This is a genomic window from Candidatus Igneacidithiobacillus taiwanensis, from assembly GCF_031962545.1.
In the GTDB taxonomy this organism is placed as follows: domain Bacteria; phylum Pseudomonadota; class Gammaproteobacteria; order Acidithiobacillales; family Acidithiobacillaceae; genus Igneacidithiobacillus; species Igneacidithiobacillus taiwanensis.
The window spans coordinates 1-19,974 of the sequence record NZ_JAVRKK010000007.1 but is presented as its reverse complement, the minus strand read 5'-3'; the positions used below and the strand labels follow the sequence as shown (position 1 = coordinate 19,974).

General features: G+C 61.7%; 17 protein-coding genes. 4 read left to right on the top strand and 13 right to left on the bottom strand.

Going from position 1 to position 19,974, the window contains the following annotated elements; translation table 11 throughout:
• Window positions 1-20: 20 nt before the first annotated feature.
• The 3 genes from RTI30_RS02125 to RTI30_RS02115 all read left to right on the top strand — a co-directional run bounded on the left by RTI30_RS02125 (window position 21) and on the right by RTI30_RS02115 (window position 4,630).
• Window positions 21-1,274: an MFS transporter gene (locus tag RTI30_RS02125; RefSeq protein WP_312261928.1), complete on the top strand. Its 1,254-nt coding sequence runs from the start codon at window positions 21-23 to the stop codon at window positions 1,272-1,274.
• Between the two features lie 99 nt (window positions 1,275-1,373).
• Window positions 1,374-3,491, top strand: coding sequence for a 5-histidylcysteine sulfoxide synthase (gene ovoA, locus RTI30_RS02120; RefSeq protein WP_312261930.1), 2,118 nt, complete (start codon window positions 1,374-1,376; stop codon window positions 3,489-3,491).
• Entirely contained in the window at window positions 3,488-4,630 is a 1,143-nt protein-coding gene (locus RTI30_RS02115) for a PatB family C-S lyase (protein WP_312261932.1), read from the top strand. Before ovoA ends, RTI30_RS02115 begins: the two co-directional genes overlap by 4 nt.
• Here RTI30_RS02115 and waaA read toward each other — a convergent pair.
• From waaA to secA, 12 genes are read right to left on the bottom strand one after another with little or no spacing between them, the layout of a single operon-like run.
• Complete coding sequence (waaA, locus tag RTI30_RS02110; RefSeq protein WP_312261934.1) at window positions 4,627-5,877, bottom strand: lipid IV(A) 3-deoxy-D-manno-octulosonic acid transferase; 1,251 nt, start codon at window positions 5,875-5,877, stop codon at window positions 4,627-4,629. The two genes, RTI30_RS02115 and waaA, sit on opposite strands and share 4 nt — an antisense overlap.
• Complete coding sequence (locus RTI30_RS02105) at window positions 5,874-6,587, bottom strand: protein tyrosine phosphatase (RefSeq protein ID WP_312261936.1); 714 nt, start codon at window positions 6,585-6,587, stop codon at window positions 5,874-5,876. The genes waaA and RTI30_RS02105 overlap by 4 nt, the downstream gene beginning before the upstream one ends.
• Window positions 6,551-7,597 (bottom strand): lipopolysaccharide heptosyltransferase I, encoded by a 1,047-nt coding sequence (waaC, locus tag RTI30_RS02100; protein WP_312261938.1) that lies wholly within the window; start codon window positions 7,595-7,597, stop codon window positions 6,551-6,553. The genes RTI30_RS02105 and waaC overlap by 37 nt, the downstream gene beginning before the upstream one ends.
• Complete coding sequence (locus RTI30_RS02095; RefSeq protein WP_312261940.1) at window positions 7,594-8,361, bottom strand: glycosyltransferase family 2 protein; 768 nt, start codon at window positions 8,359-8,361, stop codon at window positions 7,594-7,596. The genes waaC and RTI30_RS02095 overlap by 4 nt, the downstream gene beginning before the upstream one ends.
• Window positions 8,358-9,551, bottom strand: a complete 1,194-nt coding sequence (locus tag RTI30_RS02090) for an O-antigen ligase family protein (RefSeq protein WP_312261942.1) — start codon at window positions 9,549-9,551, stop codon at window positions 8,358-8,360. The genes RTI30_RS02095 and RTI30_RS02090 overlap by 4 nt, the downstream gene beginning before the upstream one ends.
• Window positions 9,552-9,558: 7 nt before the next feature.
• The gene (locus RTI30_RS02085; protein ID WP_312261944.1) at window positions 9,559-10,641 is read right to left on the bottom strand and encodes a glycosyltransferase family 9 protein; all 1,083 of its coding nucleotides are present in this window, start codon (window positions 10,639-10,641) and stop codon (window positions 9,559-9,561) included.
• Window position 10,642: 1 nt separating this feature from the next.
• Window positions 10,643-11,740: a glycosyltransferase family 4 protein gene (locus RTI30_RS02080; RefSeq protein WP_312283318.1), complete on the bottom strand. Its 1,098-nt coding sequence runs from the start codon at window positions 11,738-11,740 to the stop codon at window positions 10,643-10,645.
• A 10-nt stretch (window positions 11,741-11,750) separates the two neighbouring features.
• Window positions 11,751-12,473 (bottom strand): polysaccharide deacetylase family protein, encoded by a 723-nt coding sequence (locus RTI30_RS02075; protein ID WP_312261948.1) that lies wholly within the window; start codon window positions 12,471-12,473, stop codon window positions 11,751-11,753.
• A 1-nt stretch (window position 12,474) separates the two neighbouring features.
• Window positions 12,475-13,431, bottom strand: a complete 957-nt coding sequence (locus RTI30_RS02070; RefSeq protein WP_312261950.1) for a glycosyltransferase family 2 protein — start codon at window positions 13,429-13,431, stop codon at window positions 12,475-12,477.
• Complete coding sequence (locus tag RTI30_RS02065; protein WP_312261952.1) at window positions 13,424-14,422, bottom strand: Nudix family hydrolase; 999 nt, start codon at window positions 14,420-14,422, stop codon at window positions 13,424-13,426. The genes RTI30_RS02070 and RTI30_RS02065 overlap by 8 nt, the downstream gene beginning before the upstream one ends.
• A gap of 3 nt (window positions 14,423-14,425) precedes the next feature.
• On the bottom strand, window positions 14,426-15,649 hold the full coding sequence (gene argJ / locus RTI30_RS02060; RefSeq protein WP_312261954.1) for a bifunctional glutamate N-acetyltransferase/amino-acid acetyltransferase ArgJ: 1,224 nt from the start codon (window positions 15,647-15,649) through the stop codon (window positions 14,426-14,428).
• Window positions 15,650-15,658: 9 nt separating this feature from the next.
• The gene (gene secA / locus RTI30_RS02055; RefSeq protein ID WP_312261956.1) at window positions 15,659-18,394 is read right to left on the bottom strand and encodes a preprotein translocase subunit SecA; all 2,736 of its coding nucleotides are present in this window, start codon (window positions 18,392-18,394) and stop codon (window positions 15,659-15,661) included.
• Between secA and RTI30_RS02050 the strand changes: the two genes are divergently transcribed.
• The gene (locus tag RTI30_RS02050; protein ID WP_312261958.1) at window positions 18,393-18,938 is read left to right on the top strand and encodes a DciA family protein; all 546 of its coding nucleotides are present in this window, start codon (window positions 18,393-18,395) and stop codon (window positions 18,936-18,938) included. The genes secA and RTI30_RS02050 overlap by 2 nt on opposite strands.
• Here the strand turns inward: RTI30_RS02050 and lpxC are convergent.
• Window positions 18,875-19,792: a UDP-3-O-acyl-N-acetylglucosamine deacetylase gene (gene lpxC / locus RTI30_RS02045; protein ID WP_312261960.1), complete on the bottom strand. Its 918-nt coding sequence runs from the start codon at window positions 19,790-19,792 to the stop codon at window positions 18,875-18,877. The two genes, RTI30_RS02050 and lpxC, sit on opposite strands and share 64 nt — an antisense overlap.
• Window positions 19,793-19,974: the final 182 nt, after the last annotated feature.

Sequence of the window (19,974 nt, the reverse complement as noted above, 5' to 3'; positions counted from 1 at the left end):
TCTTCATCGTCGGTACCGCCTTGGTCCTCATCAAAGACGAATGGCACCTGCGCCCGGACACGGTCGGTCTGATCGGCTCCATCTCTTTGATTGCGGCCTTCGTTGGCGCGTATCTCTTCGGCATTTTGGCCGACAAACTCGGGCGCAAGAAGATTTACGGCCTTGAGGCCCTGCTGATGACCATTGGCGCCTTGCTGTCGGCGGTGGCGCCCAATGTTGCGGTACTGCTGGTCGCCCGCGTCATTCTGGGCCTGGGTATTGGCGGGGATTACCGGATGTCGGCGGTGCTGATGTCGGAATATGCCAACGCGAAGTCGCGGGGGCGCATGGTTTCCTTGGTCTTTTCTGCGCAAGCCATCGGCTTGGTGACAGGTCCAGTGGTTGCCCTCACCCTTCTCGCCGCCGGCATGAACCATGATCTTGCTTGGCGCTTGATGCTTGGGCTGGGTGCCCTGCCTGCCCTGGCGGTGATCTACATCCGCCGTACCCTTCCGGAATCGCCACGCTGGCTGGCCCGCGTCAAGGGCGATGGCGAGGCGGCAGCGCGGGAACTGGCCTCCTTCAGCCTCGGTACCGCTACCGCCCGCAAACCCGAATCTAAGATCGTCAAACAGCCCTTAAGCAAGTATTTTCTTACCCTTATCGGTACGGCCGGCAGTTGGTTTGTATTCGACTATGCCTACTATGGAAACACCATCTCTACCCCGATGATCATGCATCGCTTGGCGCCCCATGCCGATGTCATTCAGAGCACCGCCTTGAGCCTCATCGTCTTTGCCGTGGCGGCAGTTCCGGGCTATTTCCTCGCTGCCTTCACCATCGACCGCATCGGTCACAAGACCCTGCAAATACTTGGCTTTTTCATGATGGGCTTGATGTTCCTGCTCATCGGGGCCTTCCCGATGCTCTCCGAGAGTATTGGCGTCTTCCTGGTCATTTATGGCCTGTCTTATTTCTTTGCGGAATACGGACCCAACACCACCACTTTCGTCATCGCTGGCGAGGTCTTCCCGGTCAACCTGCGCACCACCGGACATGGCCTCTCCGCTGGTACCGCGAAAGTCGGCGCTTTCCTCGGCGCCTTCATCTTCCCCATCCTGCTGCATAATTTCGGCTTGCATGGAACCTTGATGATCACCTTTTTCTTTGCCTTGGCCGGTTTGCTCCTCACCGTCTTTTTCATTCCCGAACCGAGCGGCAAAACCCTGGAAGAGGTCAGCGGCGAAGACCGCGTCGTCTCTCTGCACGAGCCCTCCCATCCGGCGCCGGTCTAAAGCGCAAGCACCTCTATGCAACCCCGCTGCGGCGGGGTTTTTGCTTTCCGACCGGCCAGTATCTTGTGCTATCCTGATGCGGAAACCGGAGGAGAATCGATGAGCGGAATGCGTATTCATCCCCTACGTCTGGATGGCCGTGGGATAGAGGAAAAACGGGAAGAAATTCGACGGGTCTTTCATCAGACCTTCAGCCTCGACGAAGAACTCTTTCGACACCTACGCAATGAGCAGGCTTGGTACGAAAAGGCGATCCCGCTGCGCCACCCGCTCATTTTCTACTTTGGTCACACTGCCACCTTTTACACCAACAAATTCCTCGTTGCCGGACTCATCGATACCCGGATCGATGCCGATCTCGAGTCGGTCTTTGCCGTTGGTGTCGATGAAATGTCTTGGGACGATCTCGACGAAACCCATTACGAGTGGCCAAGCGTGGAGCGGGTGCGCGCTTACCGCAAGCAAGTGCGGGAGATGGTAGACGGAGTGATCAGCCGGCTGCCCCTGGACTTACCCATCACCTGGGAATCACCCTGGTGGGCGATCCTCATGGGCATCGAGCACGAAAACATCCACATCGAAACGAGTTCGGTGTTGATGCGGCAGTTGCCGCTGGAGCGGGTGCAGCCGGTGCCCGCCTTTACTCCCGAACCCCTGTCCATGACCGAAGACTGGCCACAAAACCGCTTATTACCGGTAGCCGAGGGACGGGTTCGGCTGGGTAAAGCCGCAGACGACCCGCATTACGGCTGGGACAATGAATACGGCAGCCACGTGCGCGAGCTGGAAGCCTTTGAGGCCAGTGAGTTCCTGGTCAGCAACGGCGAATTCCGCGCCTTTGTCGACGACGGCGGCTACCGTGAGGCACGCTGGTGGAGTAGCGAGGGCGATGAGTGGCGACGCTATACCGGCGCCCAGCATCCGACTTTCTGGGTCCGTGCCCCGGCGGGTTGGCGCCTGCGCCTGATTGCCGAGGAGCGTCCCCTGCCCTGGTCTTGGCCAGTGGAGGTCAACTACCACGAGGCGGCGGCCTTCTGCCGCTGGAAATCGGCGCAGACGGGAATCCCCTTGCGTCTGCCCAGCGAAGATGAGTGGCGACGTCTGCGCGATCTCTCTGGGCTGCCGGACAACGACAGTTGGGGCGAACTGGCGCCAGCGCAAATTGGCCTTGCCTACGGCGCTTCCCCCTGCCCTGTCGATCGACACCGCCACGGCAGTTTTTACGATGTCGTCGGCAATGTCTGGCAATGGACGGAAACGCCCATTTATCCCTTTCCCGGTTTTCGCGTGCATCCCTACTACGACGACTTTACCGTACCCACCTTCGATCAACGTCACAACCTCATCAAAGGTGGTTCTTTCATCAGTCTCGGTAACGAAAGTCAAAAAGAGGCACGCTACGCCTTCCGCCGGCATTTCTTTCAACACGCCGGCTTTCGCTATGTGCGTTCCGACAATGCTCTGCCGGAAACTCCAGTCTACGAGAGCGATGTAGCGGTAGCGCAGTACTGCCATTTCCACTACGGCCCCGAGTACTTCGGGGTGGCCAACTATGCCCAGGCCATTGCCGAGCTCGCCCTCGCCGTCTGGGGAGACCGTCCCTTAGCGCGCGCCCTCGACATCGGTTGCTCCGTGGGCCGGAGCAGTTTTGCCCTGGCAGCGCGGGCGCAAGAAGTCATCGGCATCGATTTCTCGACGCGTTTCGTACAGGTGGCGGCGCGTTTACAGGAGAAACTCCGCTTTCCCTACGCCATCACCGAGGAAGGCGAACTGCAAAGCCACCACTGGGCCGATCTCGCCGCCCTCGGTCTGGCCGAGCATGCCGGTCGCTGCCAATTCGTGCAGGGGGATGCCTGCAACCTCAAGCCCATCCACCGCGACTTCGATCTCGTGCTGGCCGCCAACCTCATCGATCGCCTCAGCGATCCGGCCAAATTCTTGCGCGACATTGCCGAGCGCATTCGCCCCGGTGGGATCTTGGTCCTCAGTTCTCCGTATACCTGGCTCGCGGAATTCACCCCCAAAGAGCGTTGGATCGGCGGCCTGCGGCGGGATGGCGAGAGCATCGATACCCTGACCGGACTCAAGGCCCTCCTCGGCGAGCATTTTGCCCTGCATCCCGAGTTTCCCCGCGACCTGCCCTTTGTGATTCGCGAAACGGCGCGCAAATATCAGCACAGTATCGCCCAGGTGACGGTCTGGACTCGGCGGTCGTGATCGACTTCGACCAGGTCATCGAGCGCCGTGGTAGCGCCTCCCTCAAATGGGACGGCGCTGCCCAGCGCTTTGGGGCCGAGGTCCTGCCCCTGTGGGTGGCCGACATGGACTTCGCTGTCGCCCCGGGCATTCTCGACGCCTTGCGCCAGCGCCTCGAGCATCCCATCTTTGGCTACCCCGAGCGCGACGCCGCCTTCCAGCAAGCGGCGCGCACCTGGTGGCAGCAACGCTACGGATGGGCCCCTGCCGCGGAGGCATTGCTGAGCGTCAGCGGCGTTGTCCCTGCCCTCTTTGCGGCGGTGCGCGCCTTTACCGAGCCTGGCGACGGCGTCGTCGTCCTGCCCCCGGTCTACCCGCCTTTCCTCGCGGCAGTACGAGACAATCATCGCCGCCTGGAACTCGTGCCCCTGCGCGCCGATGCCGAGGGCTGGTATACGATCGACTGGTCGGCCCTCGAGGCCGCCCTAGCAAAAGCAAAACTCTTGCTTTTTTGCTCCCCCCACAACCCCGTTGGCCGGGTTTGGCAGACCACGGAATTGCAGCGGCTCATCGAGCTCTGTCGGGCTTTGGGGGTAAGCTTGGTCAGCGATGAGATCCATGCCGATCTCAGCTACGCTACCCACACGCCTCTGGCGCAGCTGGCGCCCGAGGCAGTCGTCCTGAGTTCGGCGGGAAAAGCCTTCAATATCGCTGGTCTTGGGGGTGGAGTTGCCAGCTGTGCCGATCCGGATCTGCGCGCCCTCTTGGCGGCGGAATTGCAACGCAGTCAGTGCCATCACATCAACGATCTCGGCATGCTCGCGGCGATTGCGGCTTGGCAGACTGGCGCGGCATGGCTCGATGCCCTGCGCGCCTACCTGCGGGAGAATCTCGACTTCCTCGCCGCGCAATTGCACGAGCGTCTTCCCCAAGTGACCTATCGGGTGCCGGAATTCGGCTACTTGGCCTGGCTTGGGGTGGCCGCCTACGGCAGCGATACCGAAATTACCGAGGGTTTGCGCCGTGCTGGTCTCGGCCTCAATCCCGGCCCCAGTTTTGGCCCCGGGGGTAACGGCTATCTGCGCATGAATGTCGCCACCCCCCGCGCCGTCCTCGGCGAGGGAGTCGAGCGCTTGCTTCAGGCCTTGGATTCTGCCTAGAGGTAGGGCGCGAGCAGTTGCAAACTGCGCTGCACTGCCCCGCTTTGCCCCGCAAACCAAGTCCCGGCGCGCTCCCCCAAGGCCTTGGCGGCGGCAGGATCGTGCAGCAGGGTACGCAGGTTTTCTCGTAAACCATTGCCGTCGGCGCAGACGAGCAGCGCCTCGGCAGCCGCCATCTCGGTAACCAGGCTCGCAAAATTTTCCGTATGCGGCCCCAGCAGCACCGGCTTGGCCAAGGCCGCCGGTTCCAGGGGATTATGACCGCCGTGGGGCACAAAGCTGCCGCCCATGACGACGAGATCGGCGGCGGCACAGAAATCGATCACCTCACCAAAACTGTCGACTAGAAAGACTTGCGTGTCGGCCGCGACCTGAGCATCCAGACTGCGCCGCACAACGCGCCGCCCACGCCGCTGCAGCGCCGCCACAATCTCCTCGGCCCGCTCGGGATGGCGGGGGATCAGCACGAGCAACAGATCGGGGAATTCCGTCTGCAGGGTCGAGAGGAGATCTGCCGCCAGTTCCTCCTCGCCCGGGTGGGTAGACGCAAAGACCCAGACTCGTCGCCCTGCAAAACGCTCCCGCCACATCGCCCCCGCCTGCCGCTGCTCAGGGCGAATCTGCAAGTCCAATTTGAGTTGCCCCGCCACCGTCACCCGCGGCGCCCCAAGGGCGCGAAAGCGTTCGGCATCTGCGGTACTTTGCGCAGCAATCTGGGTCAGTCCAGCGAGTGCCGGCGCAAAGAGCCCCTGCCAGCGCTGGTAGCCCTGCAGGGAGCGAGCCGATAAACGGGCATTGAGTAAAAAGAGGGGAATGTGGCGCTGCGCCGCGGCATGAATGAGGTTGGGCCAGATTTCGGTTTCCAGAAAAAGCCCCAGACGCGGCTGTTGCCGTTCCAGAAAGCGCGCTATGGCGCCGGGCACGTCGTAGGGCAAGTAGAGTTGCTGTACCGAATCGCCCAGACGCGCGCGCAAAACCTGCCGCCCGCCAGGGGTGGTGCTGGTCAGCAAAATCGGCAGTTGCGGATAGCGCTCCTGTAGGGCAAGAATCAAGGGCAGGGCCGCCATCCCCTCCCCCACGCTCACTGCATGGATCCATAAGGGACGATCCCGTCGCCGCGGCACCCAGCCAAAGCGTTCTCGCCAATGGGCGCGATAGGCGGGGCGACGCAGCATGCGCTGCCAAGTAAAGAGCAGGAGCAGGGGGGTCAGGAGGCGCGTCAGCAGACGGTAGAGGCGCGGCATCATTCCCGGCGCAAAATGCGGTCCGTCAACCAATCGAGGCGATACCAGGGGCGAAAGCTGCGCAGCATTTCCTCGCGATCGTAATCCGTTGCCACCCAGGTGCGCAGATTCAAACCCGGCCTCTGCGCCAGTTCCGTCACGGCGCGGGTAAAAAACCAGTCGAGTATTCCGGTATTGGCGTGGCGAATGTGCCCGTAGGGCCAGAGACGCAGCTGCGCACGGGCTTCCTCCAGCGGTACGGCATAGCGTTGATGCAACAGCAAGGTAGAGATGAAGCCCGCCCGATCCGCCCCCGATTTGCAGTGCACCAGAAGGCGCGGCGGCAGGGTCGGGATCTGGTCGAGAAAGGCGAGCAAGGACTCACGCCGCGGTAAATCGCGAGAACCAAAGCCGTGGATGGGCAGATGCCGAATGGCAAGGGCATCGCAGGTATCCTGCTCGAGGCGAAAGTGCGGCTCCTCGGGGGCCGGAGCGCGAATGTTGAGGACGGCATCAAAGTGATGCATTGCCTGCCAACGCTGCAACTGCCAGGGGGCGGGCTGGGCGGAACGGAAAAGCCCCGGCGCCACCTCATGCAAGTTGGCATAGAAAAGCTCGCGGAAAATACCGTGATCGGTCCAGAACTGGTGCCGGCGGAACCGCCGCGTCTCCTCGCGACTGAGAGAACTGCCGGCAATCATGCGACCGCCAACGATGGCCGCAGTGCCATCCAAACTTGCTCCGGCAAGAGGGCTTGCTGACAGGGGATGGGCTCTCCCGGCGCGGCAATGCGGCGGCAGCGCCTGCTGCCACAAGGGGCGCAAGACTCTGGGGACTGCAAGACCGCAATCTGCCGCGATGCCTGCTCCGGGGGCGTCGGTCCGTATATGGTTACCCCAGGCAGCCCCAGGGCGGCAGCCAAGTAAGAAAGCCCGGTATCCATGCCCACAAAGGCCTTCGCTGCCACCATGATTCTGCCCAAGTCCTCCAGTTTCAGCGGCGGCAAGGCCACGACATTGGGCGCCGCATTGGCAATGGATTCTACGCGTAGCCTCTCCCGCTCGTCGATGGCCGGTAGCAAGAGCTGATAGCCCTCTCCCGCCAGTTCTCGTGCAAGGGCAATCCAATGGCCAACGGGCCATTCCTTGTTCTGCCAAACCCGAGAAGTGGCATGCAAGCCGAGCACGAAGGGCGCACCTCTACGCAAGAACTCGAAGTCCTCCGTTGCTGCAGCACGCCAGCGCTCGGCTTGCCTCGCCAAACCGTAGTCCGCCTCGCCCTCCGGCCGCGGGTAGGCAAAGATCTGGGCAAAAAGCTCGCGATTACGCTGGATGGCCGTCGGCCCCCAGGGAACGGCATGACGCTGCCCATATAGGAGACTTGCCAAGGGCTCGCGAGCACTGCGCGCGGCGAGCCCGGCCACCTGCGCACCCGCCAGCCGCGCCAGCACTGCACTTTTGTAGAGACCCTGACTGTCCACCACCAGGTCGTAGGCCGCGGCACGCAACTCCCGCCGCAGGCGTAATACGGTGCGTAAAAATGCCGTGCCGCCCCGCGGGCGTTGGCGCAAAGAAAAGGCGAGGCTGCGCCGCACCAGGGGGTGCCAGGCGGCCACGGGCGCAAAGGCCGGCTCGATGAGCCAATCCAGTAGTACATCCGGCCGCGCCGCCTGCAGGTCGGTAAGCGCCGGTAGGGTATGCAGCACATCGCCCAGAGAACTCAGGCGCAGCAAAAGAACCTTCACCGCCGCTCCGCCTGCTGCATTTCCCGGGCGATGGCATATTTCATGAACGAGCCCAGGGCGGTGGTCCAGGCGATGGCCGCCCCATCGACGCCATCGAGAAAGCCAAGACGAACAAGGTAAGCGCGAAAAAATGCCGCCAAGCCGTGAGACATGGGATCATAGCTTGCAACTCGCCGCCCATGCGCGACGAGCTTTTCGGCATTCAACTGGGCGTAACGCTGCATTTTTTGCAAGAGTTGCTGGTAATTCGCATAAGAGTAATGGTCCAAGGCCAAAACGCCCAATTCTGCCACCGGCCCAGCGCTGTGCCAGGACTCGTGTACCGCTTCGGCAAGGTCATAGGCGCCGCGGCGACGATCGAAGAGGCGTAGTACCCGGTCCTTGGCCCAGTCTCCGTAGCGAATACGCCGCCCGTGAAAATAACTGCACCGGCGCAGAAAATAGGCGGCCGCCTCGGGGCCCTCACGTAACAAGTCGACGATGGCCTGTTTTCCCTCGGGTCGCAACACCTCATCGGCATCGAGCATGAGAATCCAATCATGCTTTGCCGCCTCCACAGCAAATTGTCGCTGGGCCGCAAACCCTTGCCAGGGATTTTGCAGTACTCGTGCACCGTGTGACTCCGCAACGACGATCGAATCATCCTGAGAACCGCCATCCACCACCAAAACCTCGTCGGCAACTCCTACGGCACTAAGTAGAGAACGGTCCAACGCAGAGCTACAGTCTTGCGCAACGTAGACCAGCGAAAACCTCGTCGTCATCCTCGCCCGCTCGCAGACCAACGCGCCAGCAAGGGCATACCGGCAAAAAGGGCAATATTGACGGCATCCGCATAGCCCCAGCTGAGGGAATCGAAGATCCCGCCAATCACATAAATGGCAAAATAGCTCAGGACGAACCAGCCCTGCGGGGTAAAACGCGCCTGCCAGGATTCGCGGCCAATAGCCCACAGAACCCAGAGAAAGAGCAAGAGCCCAATGATGCCCAGGCTCGCCGCCTCACTCAGAAAACTGTTGGCGGCCGTGTTCATGACAAAACCCGGCGTGGCGGGCAAGAGGTGCTGCGCCTGTAGCTGCAGGACGGCGGGGTAGAAGTCGCCGGTACCCACCCCAAAGAGGGGGTGCAACCAGAACAGCAGCGCACCACCCCACATGGCAACGAGACGAATTCCCCAACTCGTCCGCACATCCGCCTGCGCGGGGGAGAAGCTCGCGAGTTCATGCACACCCACCAGCAGGTGTTGGCGGACTTCGGGAATGGCCAGCAACAGCGCCGCACCGAGCAAGCCGGCAAGCGGCAAGGCCCAGCGCCAACGTCCGGGATAGAGCAGAAATAAGGCTATGGGCAACAGCAGAATCAGCAGAACCTGACCGGAGCGTCCGGGCGTGAGCGCCATTTGCGCCAGCAGAACGAAGATCAATATCCAATTGACTGAGCGCGAGAAATTCCACTGCATTTTCTGATCGTAGATCAGCCAGAGAATGGCGTGGGCAATGACCAGAGAGAGAAAAATATGGTCACAAAAACCGGTGTACGGAATCCAGTCGGTATTGTGCCAGGGCAAGATTTTCCAGGTCATGAGAAAGGCAAGCACTTCATTGACCAAGATTCCCGCCAAAAACCAACGAATCACCCACTTCACCCAACGCTCTTGCCAAGGTAAGGTCGCGCCAATGAAAGCAAAGATGGCGTCAAAGGTCGAAACCAGGACCTTCTGTCCAAAAAACATGTTCGTCGTCCACAACAAACCGATGGCCGTCCAGGCCATGAGTAGCAGCCAGGGCAACCACCAACTGCGCGCCCCAATCGCCCGCCAATTCCGCCAATGTCCGCTGAATCCGTAAGCAAGCAGCAGCAAGCCCATGGCAATTCCCGAACCCGCCGTGCTGAGAGGGAAAAAGAAGAGCGGTAGCGCGTAGAGACTGAACATCCAGGGATCGGGAATACGCATGGTTCTCTCAAGGTGCAGGAAGACGTTGGCGAAGCGCGTCGAGCAGCATGTCGACCGAAGGCGCCACCAGCACGAGCAGATTACCAACCCGGTGATAATGTGCGGGATTGGGTCGATGGAACAAGACGATGGTCGGTTTTCCGAGACCGACACTCATGTGGTACGGCCCAGAGTCGCTGGACACAAAAAGATCGCAACTGTCGATGATACCGCTCAACAGATCGAGAGAGCCCGCACCCGCGAGATTTTCGATTGGTGATTCTCCCCAACGCTGCCAGTAGCGTTGCCGGAACTCGGCATTCACCGCATGCTCGTTGGGAGCACCCGTCAGCAAGAGCTGATATGGCTGTAGCAGGGCGAGTTTTCCAAAACTCTCGACCAAAAGATCGAGATCCGGCCTTTTGGCCAACGCATCCGGAGTTCCGCAACCAATATTCAATCCAATGCGCAATCTTTCTGAGGACTTGCAATTTTTCTGCTGCCAAGCACGCCCGTCGGTACCCACCTGCAAGCAAATCGGCTGCCCCTTCCGCTCCAAGCCCAAAGCCGCCAACGCTGCAAAATCTCGCTCCGTATAGTCCATGGGCTGCGGCAGGCCGTGCTTTTGCGCATAGCGAGAGAGACTGGGGCCGGAATGATCGTAAAGCAAACCCCGCCCCGGTACCTGCGCCACCCCCACCGTCGCGGCACGCGGAGATTGCGCACGCAGAATACGGCTGGCGATAGCCGTCTCGATACCGTGCGGCTCGTGGTCGATGATGAGGTCAGGTTGGATTTCCTTTCCCAGACGACGCAATTCCGGCAGCAAACTGCGCCAGCCCTTGGGGCCCACCCCACGCATACCGGCAAAACGACCCTCCTGCAGAGGCAAAAAGTGGGCGCTGTGCAGCAGATGATGCCGAGAAATGAGCTCCTCGCTCGGATACCCCGGCCAGCGGGTCAGAAAAATCAGGTGCAATTCGGCATCGGGCCAGCGTCTTTTGAGGACTGCCCAAGCGGCCGAACTACGCAAAATGTCGCCAATGCCGGCGCTGTGGGACTTGATGAGGATGATGCGCCGAGGATGGCTGGGTAGAGGGCGGCGCAGCATGTCAGGCGGCGTATCCCAACGCATTGGATTGGTGCAGGAATGCCTCGGCAACGCGCTGTGCAGCAAAAGACTGCACATAGACTCGCCCCTCCGCGCCAAGGCTGGCGCGCAGTGCGGCACTATGTCCTAGGCCGAGAAGGGCCTCCCGCCACGCCGCCAAGTCGCCGGGCGGTAGGAGCAAGCCGCTCTTGCCCGCGGCAAAGGCCTCGGGAATGCCGCCAATATCGGCACCGAGCACCGGCAGTCCTACCGCTTGCGCCTCTACCAAAACCCGGCCAAAGGTATCGGGCTCGATGGAAGGCAAGGCAAGGGCATCCATGGCACCGTACCAGGGAGTTACGAGGTCGGTCCAGCCTTGCAAATGTTGCCAGGGTCGCCCCGCCATTGCGGTACGAAAAGCCTCCTCGTGGGCGCCGCCCCCGAGCCAGAGCCCCTGTACGCGGGCATCCTGGACATGGGCGGCATCGATGGCCTCGGCCAAGGCAAAGATCCCTTTGCCGCGATGCCAGGCACCCACATAGCCCACCAGAAAAACATCGTCGGCGATCCCCAGTTGCTGACGCAGGCGCTCTCGGCTTCCTGGCGGCGGCACAAAGTCTTCCAGAAAAACGGGGTTGGGCAGGTACTCCACCCGCGCTGCCGGAATTCCCCGCTCTACCAGGCGCCGCTGTAGGTAGCGGGAGATAGCCACCAAGCGCAGCGGCCAGCGCGACAGCAGCCAGCGGGTGCTCGGGCGAATGGGCAGATCCATGTGCCGAAAGAGCAGCAGGGGAATCCCGCGCGCACGGGTGCTCAAAGCCAGAGGCCAGTATTCCTTGCTGAAGCTGCCGACCACCAAGCCAGGGCGCAACTGCCGCAGCAATCGTTGCAAAACAGCGATGCCGTTGGGGTCGGCACTATTGTGAAAGCGTCCGAAATGCAACTGCACCGGGGTGTCCTCTAGTGCAGCGGCAATCTTTCCTTGTGGATGCACTAGGGCATGCACCTCCACACCTGCCTCCGCCAAGGCCCGCAGCATGGTGATCATGTGCGTTTCGGTGCCACCGCCGCCAGGGTTGGTGCCAACCCAAAGGAGAGGTCTCCGCATCGGTCCTGCCATGGGGATTTTCTCAGGCCCGCGGGCGGTCTTCATAGCCGGTCCAGAGCTGCAAGGGCAGCACGTGGGGAAGATGATGGCCGCCCACGGAAATACGCGGCAGGGTAAGCAGGTCATCCCCCACCCGCGCCCGTCCCCGACGGGTGCTCACCGCCATCGCAAAACCGCTGGCGGCGACGAGATCGCGCTCGCGCGGACCCCCGTCGCCATAGGGGTAGCAAAAACTGCGCACGTCGCGCCCCAACAATGCCTCCAAATCCGTCTTGCTGCCGGCAATCTCCGCCTGTGCCTCTGCTGCTGCCACCTGCGGCAAGCGCACATGACTGCGGGTATGCGCGCCGACCTCCATCCCCGCATCCGCCCACTGCCGTAGCTCCGCCGCCGTCATCATCGGCTTTTCGACCCCAAGCTCGGCGGCATCCCAGCGATTGCAGTCGCCCAGGGCGCCAGAAACCACAAAGCAGGTGGCGCTGAAACCCCATTGCTGCAAAACCGGCAGGGCATGCTGGAGATTGTCGCGGTAACCATCGTCAAAAGTGATGACCGCCACCTTGCCCTGGTGCGCACCGCGCAGGTAAGGTTCGGCATCCGCCAAGGAAACGCCGCGGTACCCGGCCCAGGCGAGGAGCCGCATCTGCCGGGCAAAGCGCCGCGGCGACACATACAGGCTGCGCAACCGCGCTCCCGGCGGCGCCAGTTCGATGTTGTGGTACATGAGGATGGGGATGGGGCGCATCTCAGGGTGTTTCGGGAACCCGAGCGCGCACCACATACGTCGTCTTGCCCTGCCCCTCGAAGTAGATGCGCGCCAGCATCTCGGCGACGATGCCGGTGTTAAGAAACTGCAGTCCGGCGAGAAAGAAAAGCACCCCGGCGATGAGCATGGGCCGCCCGGAAATGGCAGCACCCTCGGCAAATTTGTCGATGAAGAGATAGGCGAGCATGCCACTGCCGATGAACAAGGAAAAGAGGCCAATGACGCCAAAAAAATGCATGGGTCGCTGGCTATAACCCAAGAAAAATTTGACGAAGAGCAGGTCCACCAGGACACGGAAGGTGCGGGTGATGCCGTACTTACTCTTACCCGCCCGCCGCGGATGGTGCCGTACGGGCACTTCGACAATGCGATCGGTATAGGTCAGGGTGGAAAGCCAGGCAGGAATGAAACGATGCATCTCGCCATAGAGGCGCACTCCTTGCAGGACGGAAGCACGGTAGGCTTTCAGGGTGCAGCCGTAATCGTGCAAATGCACCCCCGTAAGGCGCCGGATCAGGCGATTGGCGATGCGCGAGGGAATCTTCCGCAAGAGCAGGCCGTCCTGCCGATTTTTCCGCCAGCCCGCCACCACATCGAGATTCTCCTCCAGCAAGCGCCGCGCCAGCGGGAGAATATCCTGGGGGTCATTCTGTAAATCGGCGTCGAGGGTGACGATGACTTCGCCCTGGGCGGCGTCGATGCCTGCCTGCATGGCGGCGGTCTGGCCGAAATTACGCTGCAAATGGATGATGGTCAGCACCTCGGGCCAGGCGGCTTGGGCGCGATCGAGGGCGGCAGCGCTGCCGTCGCGGCTGCCATCGTCGACGATGATGACCTCGACATCGGCCCCGGTCAAGGCGGCACGCAGGGCCGCTACCAAGGGTTCGACATTGTCGATCTCGTTATAGAGCGGGATGACGACGGAGAGTTCAGGCATCTTCGTTCCAGGCGGTGAGATAGGCGCGGGTGGCTTGGGCGGGATCGGCAGCTTCAAGAATCCCCGACAACACGGCAATCCCCTGGGCGCCAGCCTGCCGCGCGGCAGCCACCCGATCCGGGCGCAAGCCCCCGAGGGCGATGACCGGCAAGGCCGCTGGCGCTACCCACTCGGCAAAGCGCTCACAGCCGAGGGCCTCGGCATCGGGATGGGTGGCCGTCGCAAAGAGCGGCGAAAGAAAGGCATAGCGCGCTTGCAACTGGGCCGCCCGTTGCAAACTGGCGAGACTGTGGCAGGACACACCAAAAGGCTGGGCGGGCGGTTCTTGCGCCGCTGCCAGGCGCGCTTCGGTCCAATGCAGGCCGTTCGCGGGCCAATCCGGCAAGGGGTCGGGATGATTGAGGTAGACCTGGACCCCGCTGGCCAGGGCGTCGCCCAAAAAATTTGGCAGTGAGCGCGCCAGCGCCGCCGGGACCGGGGCCTTGCAACGCAATACCACGGCGCGCAGACCGGCATCGAGAGCGGCAGCCAGGGCCGGGAGAAAACGCTCCGTCGCTACCCGAGCCGGGTCGGCAATGAGCCAAAGCGGCGGCTGCGGCAGTTTTTCATTCAATAGCTTGGCGACTACCGGGAGATTGGGGGCGAGGCAGTCGAGGGCAGCGATTTCCCAGGGGTAGACCCAGCGAATCTGTTGCCCCTCGCAGCCAAAGGGCTCCCCAGTCCAGGAGCGCACCCGAAAAAAATGCAGGGCAACGGTGCGCTCGGGATAGGGATGATCGCGACGCAGCAAGGGCTCGATACCCTGCACCTGCACCCCGATTTCTTCCGCCAGTTCCCGCGCCAAAGCCGCCTCCGGTGCCTCACCGGGCTCGATCTTGCCCCCCGGAAACTCCCAAAAACCCGGCCAGGGCTTGCCTTCCGGGCGTAGGGATATCAGCACCCGCCCATCGTCTCGCTGCAGTACCCCCGTGGCTACCGGCACGACCGCCATGCGTCAGCTCCGATAGTCGGCGTTGATGCGCACGTAGTCGTAGGAGAGATCACAGGTCCAGATCTCCTCGACCGCCGTTCCGCGGCCGAGATCGACGGTGATCGGGATCTCTGCCTGCGCCATCACCTGCTGGCCGGCCTCTTCACGATAGTCGGGATCGCGCGCGCCGTCACGGACGATGGCAAGCTCGCCCAAGCGAATCTGCACCCGGGAGACATCGAGATCCTCGATGCCTGCCGCCCCGATGGCCGCCAGCAAGCGCCCCCAGTTGGGGTCTGAAGCAAAGAATGCGGTCTTGATGAGGGGACTGTGGGCCATACGGTAGGCCACCTGCAAACATTCCGCGGCATCTCGCCCGCCTTGCACCCGGATGGGGATGAATTTTGTTGCCCCTTCCCCGTCGCGGACGATGGCCTGGGCCAATTCCTGGGCGACTTCCGTGACTGCCTGCAAGAGGGCGTGCTGATCTTCGCTGCCCGCATGTACGGGTACATTGCCCGCCGCCCCCGTCGCCATCAACACCGCCGCATCGTTGGTGGAAGTATCACCATCGACGGTAATGCGGTTGAAGGATTTTTCTACCGCTGCCGCCAAGAGCGGCCGCGGCAGGTCTGGCGCCAGGGCCGCATCGGTAGCGATGAAGGCGAGCATGGTCGCCATGTCGGGGCGGATCATTCCCGATCCCTTGGCAATTCCGGTCACCGTCACTTCCTTGCCCCCCAAGAACAGGCGACGAAATGCCCCCTTGGCGACGGTGTCGGTAGTGCGAATGGCATCCGCGGCGGCCAGCCAGCCATCGGCATCCAGAGCCCCCAGGGCAACAGGCAAGGCGGCGGCGATTTTGCCTGCCAAATCAACCGGCTCGCCAATCACCCCGGTCGAGAAGGGCAAGACCTGCTCCGGCGCGCAACCCAAGGCCTCGGCCACCACGCGACAGCTGTCGGCAGCCGCCTGGGCGCCCGCCACCCCGGTGCCGGCATTGGCATTGCCGGTATTGATGACCAGGGCGCGAACGGCCGACGAGGCTGCCAGGTGCGCCTCGGCAACGAGGACCGGGGCGGCGCGAAAGCGGTTGCGGGTGAAGAGGGCAGCGACCTGGGTACCGGGGTCGAGAACCAACAAGGTCAGGTCCTTGCGGCCGGGATAGCGAATCCCCGCCGCCGCAACGGCCACGCGCACCCCGGCCACGGGAGGAAGGAGAACGGGGGCGGACAGGGCAACGGGCATGCTGGCTCCTCAATCCAAACGGCCGCAACAATGCTTGTATTTCTTGCCGGAACCGCAGGGGCAGGGCTGGTTGCGCCCCACCTTGTGCGCCTGGAAGGGGGCCGCTGCCGCCGCGGATAGGGCTGCAACCGCTGGCAGATCGAGATCTTCATCAGCGCTGGAGCCCCCGGCAATTTCGGGGTGTTGGAAAACCAAGCCCTGATTCGAACGCTGCGGAAAGAGGCTGCTCCAGTCCATACCCTCGGCTGCCGCCTCGTCCGCTGGGCTGATCTGCACATGGGACAGGGTACTGACAATCTCCTCCCGGATGCGCGCCAGCATGGCGTTGAACAACACCAGGGATTCACGCTTGTATTCCTGCTTGGGATTCTTCTGGGCATAACCGCGCAGGTGGATGCCCTCGCGCAGGTGATCCATGCTCGCCAAGTGGTCCTTCCACTGGCTGTCGAGCACCTGCAAAGTGATGCTTTTTTCCAGGTGGCGAGCCATCTCCTCGCCCATCAGCGCTGCCCGCTCCTGCCAGCGCTGCTGCACGCGCTGCAGGATCCGCTCCTGCAGCCCGGCATGGTTGAGACTGCGGTCCTCTGCCAACCATTCGGCCACCGGGAATTTCTCGGCAAAAACCCGCTCCAGAGCCATCTCCAAGCCCTCGATATCCCACTGCTCTTCCATGACCCCGGGTGGGGCATAATCCTCGAGCAGGGCCGCGAGCACGTCCTCGCGCAGGGTTTCGATCTCGCTGTGGAGATCTTCGCTGTCCATGAATGCATTACGCTGGGCGTAGATGATTTTGCGCTGTTCGTTGGCAACATCGTCGTACTCCAGCAGCTGTTTGCGAATATCGAAGTTGCGGGCTTCCACCTTGCGTTGGGCGTTTTCGATGGATTTGGTGACCCAAGGATGCTCGATGGCCTCCCCCGGCTGCATCCCGAGTTTTTGCATCAAGCCACCGAGACGGTCACTACCAAAGATACGCATCAGCGGATCTTCCAGGGAGAGATAAAAACGCGAGCTGCCAGGATCGCCTTGACGCCCGGAGCGACCGCGCAGCTGGTTGTCGACACGGCGCGACTCGTGGCGTTCGGTGCCAATGATGTGCAAGCCACCAGCAGCCACACTGGCGTCATGTTCCCGCTGCCAACCTTCACGCAGGGCACGGATCTGCTCTTCCTTGCTCGCCTCGTCGAGATCTTCCCGCGCGCGGATCATCTCGATCTCGTGCGCCACATTGCCACCCAGGACGATGTCGGTACCGCGACCTGCCATGTTCGTGGCGATGGTCACGGCGCCCACCTTACCTGCCTGCGCAATGATTTCCGCCTCGCGCTCATGCTGCTTGGCATTGAGCACCGCGTGGACGATTTTGCGCTCGCGCAAACGCCGCGACAGATACTCGTTATGTTCAATGGAGGTGGTGCCGACGAGGACAGGTTGCCCACGCTGCTGGCAGTCGATGATATCGTTGATGATGGCATCCCATTTTTCTCCTGCGGTGCGGTAGATCTGGTCCGGCAGATCTTTGCGACGGATGGGCTTATGGGTTGGGATGACCACTACTTCCAGGCCATAAATCTGATTCAGTTCAAAGGCTTCGGTATCTGCCGTGCCAGTCATGCCGGCAAGCTTTTCGTACATGCGGAAGTAGTTCTGGAAGGTGATGGAGGCGAGAGTCTGACTCTCGTTCTGAATTTCCACCCCCTCCTTGGCTTCCACCGCCTGATGCAGACCATCCGACCAGCGGCGCCCAATCATCATACGCCCGGTAAATTCATCGACGATGCAGACCTCACCATCGCGCACAATGTAATCCGTCTCACGCTTGTAAATGTGATGCGCGCGCAGAGCCTGATTGAGATGATGCACGAGGCTGACATTCAGTACATCGTAGAGATTGCCCTGCACTAGAAGACCATGCTCGCGCATCAGCCGCTCGGCCTTTTCGACGCCTTCTTCGGTGAGGAGGACCTGTTTGGCTTTCTCGTCGATGGTGAAGTCTTCTTCCGCCTGGAAGAAAGGGATCAAGCGATCGACCCGCACGTAGAGGTCGGTGCTTTCCTCGGTCGGACCACTGATGATCAGAGGCGTTCGCGCCTCGTCGATGAGGATGGAGTCGACCTCGTCGATGATGGCGTAGTGCAGGCCCCGCTGTACCCGCTCGGCAGGCGAAAAGGCCATGTTATCGCGCAGATAATCGAAGCCGAATTCGTTGTTGGTACCGTAGGTGATATCGGCTGCGTAGGCAGCGCGGCGCTGCTCCGGCGACAGTTGCGAAATGATGGTACCCACCGAGAGCCCGAGAAAAGCATGCAAACGGCGCACCCACTCGGCATCGCGGCTGGCCAAGTAGTCGTTGACGGTCACCACATGCACTCCCTTACCGGCAAGGGCATTGAGGTAGGCGGGCAAAGTCGCGACCAAGGTTTTGCCTTCCCCCGTGCGCATCTCGGCAATCTTGCCGTGGTGCAACATGTAGCCGCCAATGAGCTGTACGTCATAATGGGACATGCCCAGGGTTCGCTGCGCCGCTTCCCGCACGGTGGCAAAGGCCTCGGGGAGCAAGTCGTCGAGGGATTCGCCCTGCTCGTAGCGGGCGCGCAGGCGCGCCGTCTGCCCCTGCAGCTCGGCGTCGCTCATGGACCGATACTGCTCCTTGAGCCCATTGATTCGGTTGACAACGCTGCCGGCCTTCTTGATCAGACGGTCATTGCGACTACCTACCACATGACGGATGATGGTTCCCAGCATGAATGCCAAAACTCTAAGTCAAAAAAATATGCCCGAGGGTAGCACGAAGCCCGCGCGGACGAAACGCCATGCCCGCGATCAGCTTGGCCCCACCCTCGCCGCCCTCTTTCGCCATGGCCAGGAGCTGCAGGCGCGCCAGCAGGATTGGAATGCCCTCCTGAGCCTCGAGGCCCAGGAACGTACCTGGCTGGTGGATTGGCACGGTGGAGTATTGCAGGTACTGGTGGAAAGCGGCGTCTGGCTGAGTTGGATTCGCCGCCACCAAAAACAGATTTGCCAGCGTTGGAATGCCCGCTATCCGGAGCAACGTGTGGAGCGTATCGAGGCATCGGTGCGCCCCTGGCATCCGCGGGTTGCCGCACCCCGAGTGCCGGCCTCGACCGCCATAACGGGGCCGGCGCCAGCGGCCCTGCGCGAACTCGCCGCAACGACCGAGGGACCGCTACGCGGCGCCCTCGAACGCCTGATTCGGACCCTAGATCAGGCCGGTACCGACACCAAAGACTCGACGAAGGAGAAGGGTGCCCGTTCCGGCGCGGCGTAATCCACATATTCCCAGGCATCCTCGCGCTGCAGCAATAGGCGCAGGAGCTGATTGTTCAAGGCATGGCCGGCCTTGTGACCGGAAAAGTGCCCAAGGAGAGGGTGTCCGAGCAAGTAGAGATCGCCGATGGAATCGAGCACCTTATGGCGCACGAATTCGTTGGCATAGCGCAAGCCATCCTCATTGAGGACGCGGTAATCGTCGACGACGATGGCGTTGTCGAGATTTCCGCCCAAGGCCAGCCCCATGCGCCGCAAGGTCTCGACTTCGCGCATGAAGCCAAAGGTGCGGGCGCGGGAGACTTCTTTGAGATAGGAGGTGTGGGCAAAATCGACACTCACTTCTTGGCCACCGTTACGCAATACCGGGTGGTCGAAGTCAATGGCGAAGCTGACCCGAAAGCCGTCGTAGGGCTCGATACGCACCCAACGGTCCTCTTCCCACACCTCCAGGGTTTTTTTGATGCGAATGAAACGCTTGGGAGCGTTCTGCTCCTCGATGCCGGCGCACTGAATGAGGAATACGAAGGGGGCGGCACTACCATCCATGATCGGTACTTCCGCCCCATCGAGATCGACATAGACATTGTCGATGCCGAGACCGGCAAAAGCCGACATCAGGTGCTCGATGGTACCGACCCGCACGTCGCCATCGCCGATGTTGGTAGACAGGCGCGTATCGACGACGTGCAAGGGATCCGCTTTGATGTATGCGTTGCCGGGGAGGTCGCTGCGGTGGAAGACGATGCCGGTGTTGACCGGAGCCGGACGCAGGCCAAGGTAGACTTTCTTGCCGCTGTGCAGGCCGATGCCGGTACCCCAGATCATGTTTTTCAGTGTGCGCTGCTGAATCATCTAAGCTGTCTGCGATCGGTGCGATCGCCCTCCCACGTTTCCTGTATCTAACCATACAACGACTGTTGCGAACTTACAACTCCATGTATGCGTCCACCACCTTTGGCACTGTGGTAGATGTTGGAGGAGGAAGGATAGCGGTGGTTTCTGTCCGAGTCGATGGTGTGGCCGTTCGGCGTTGT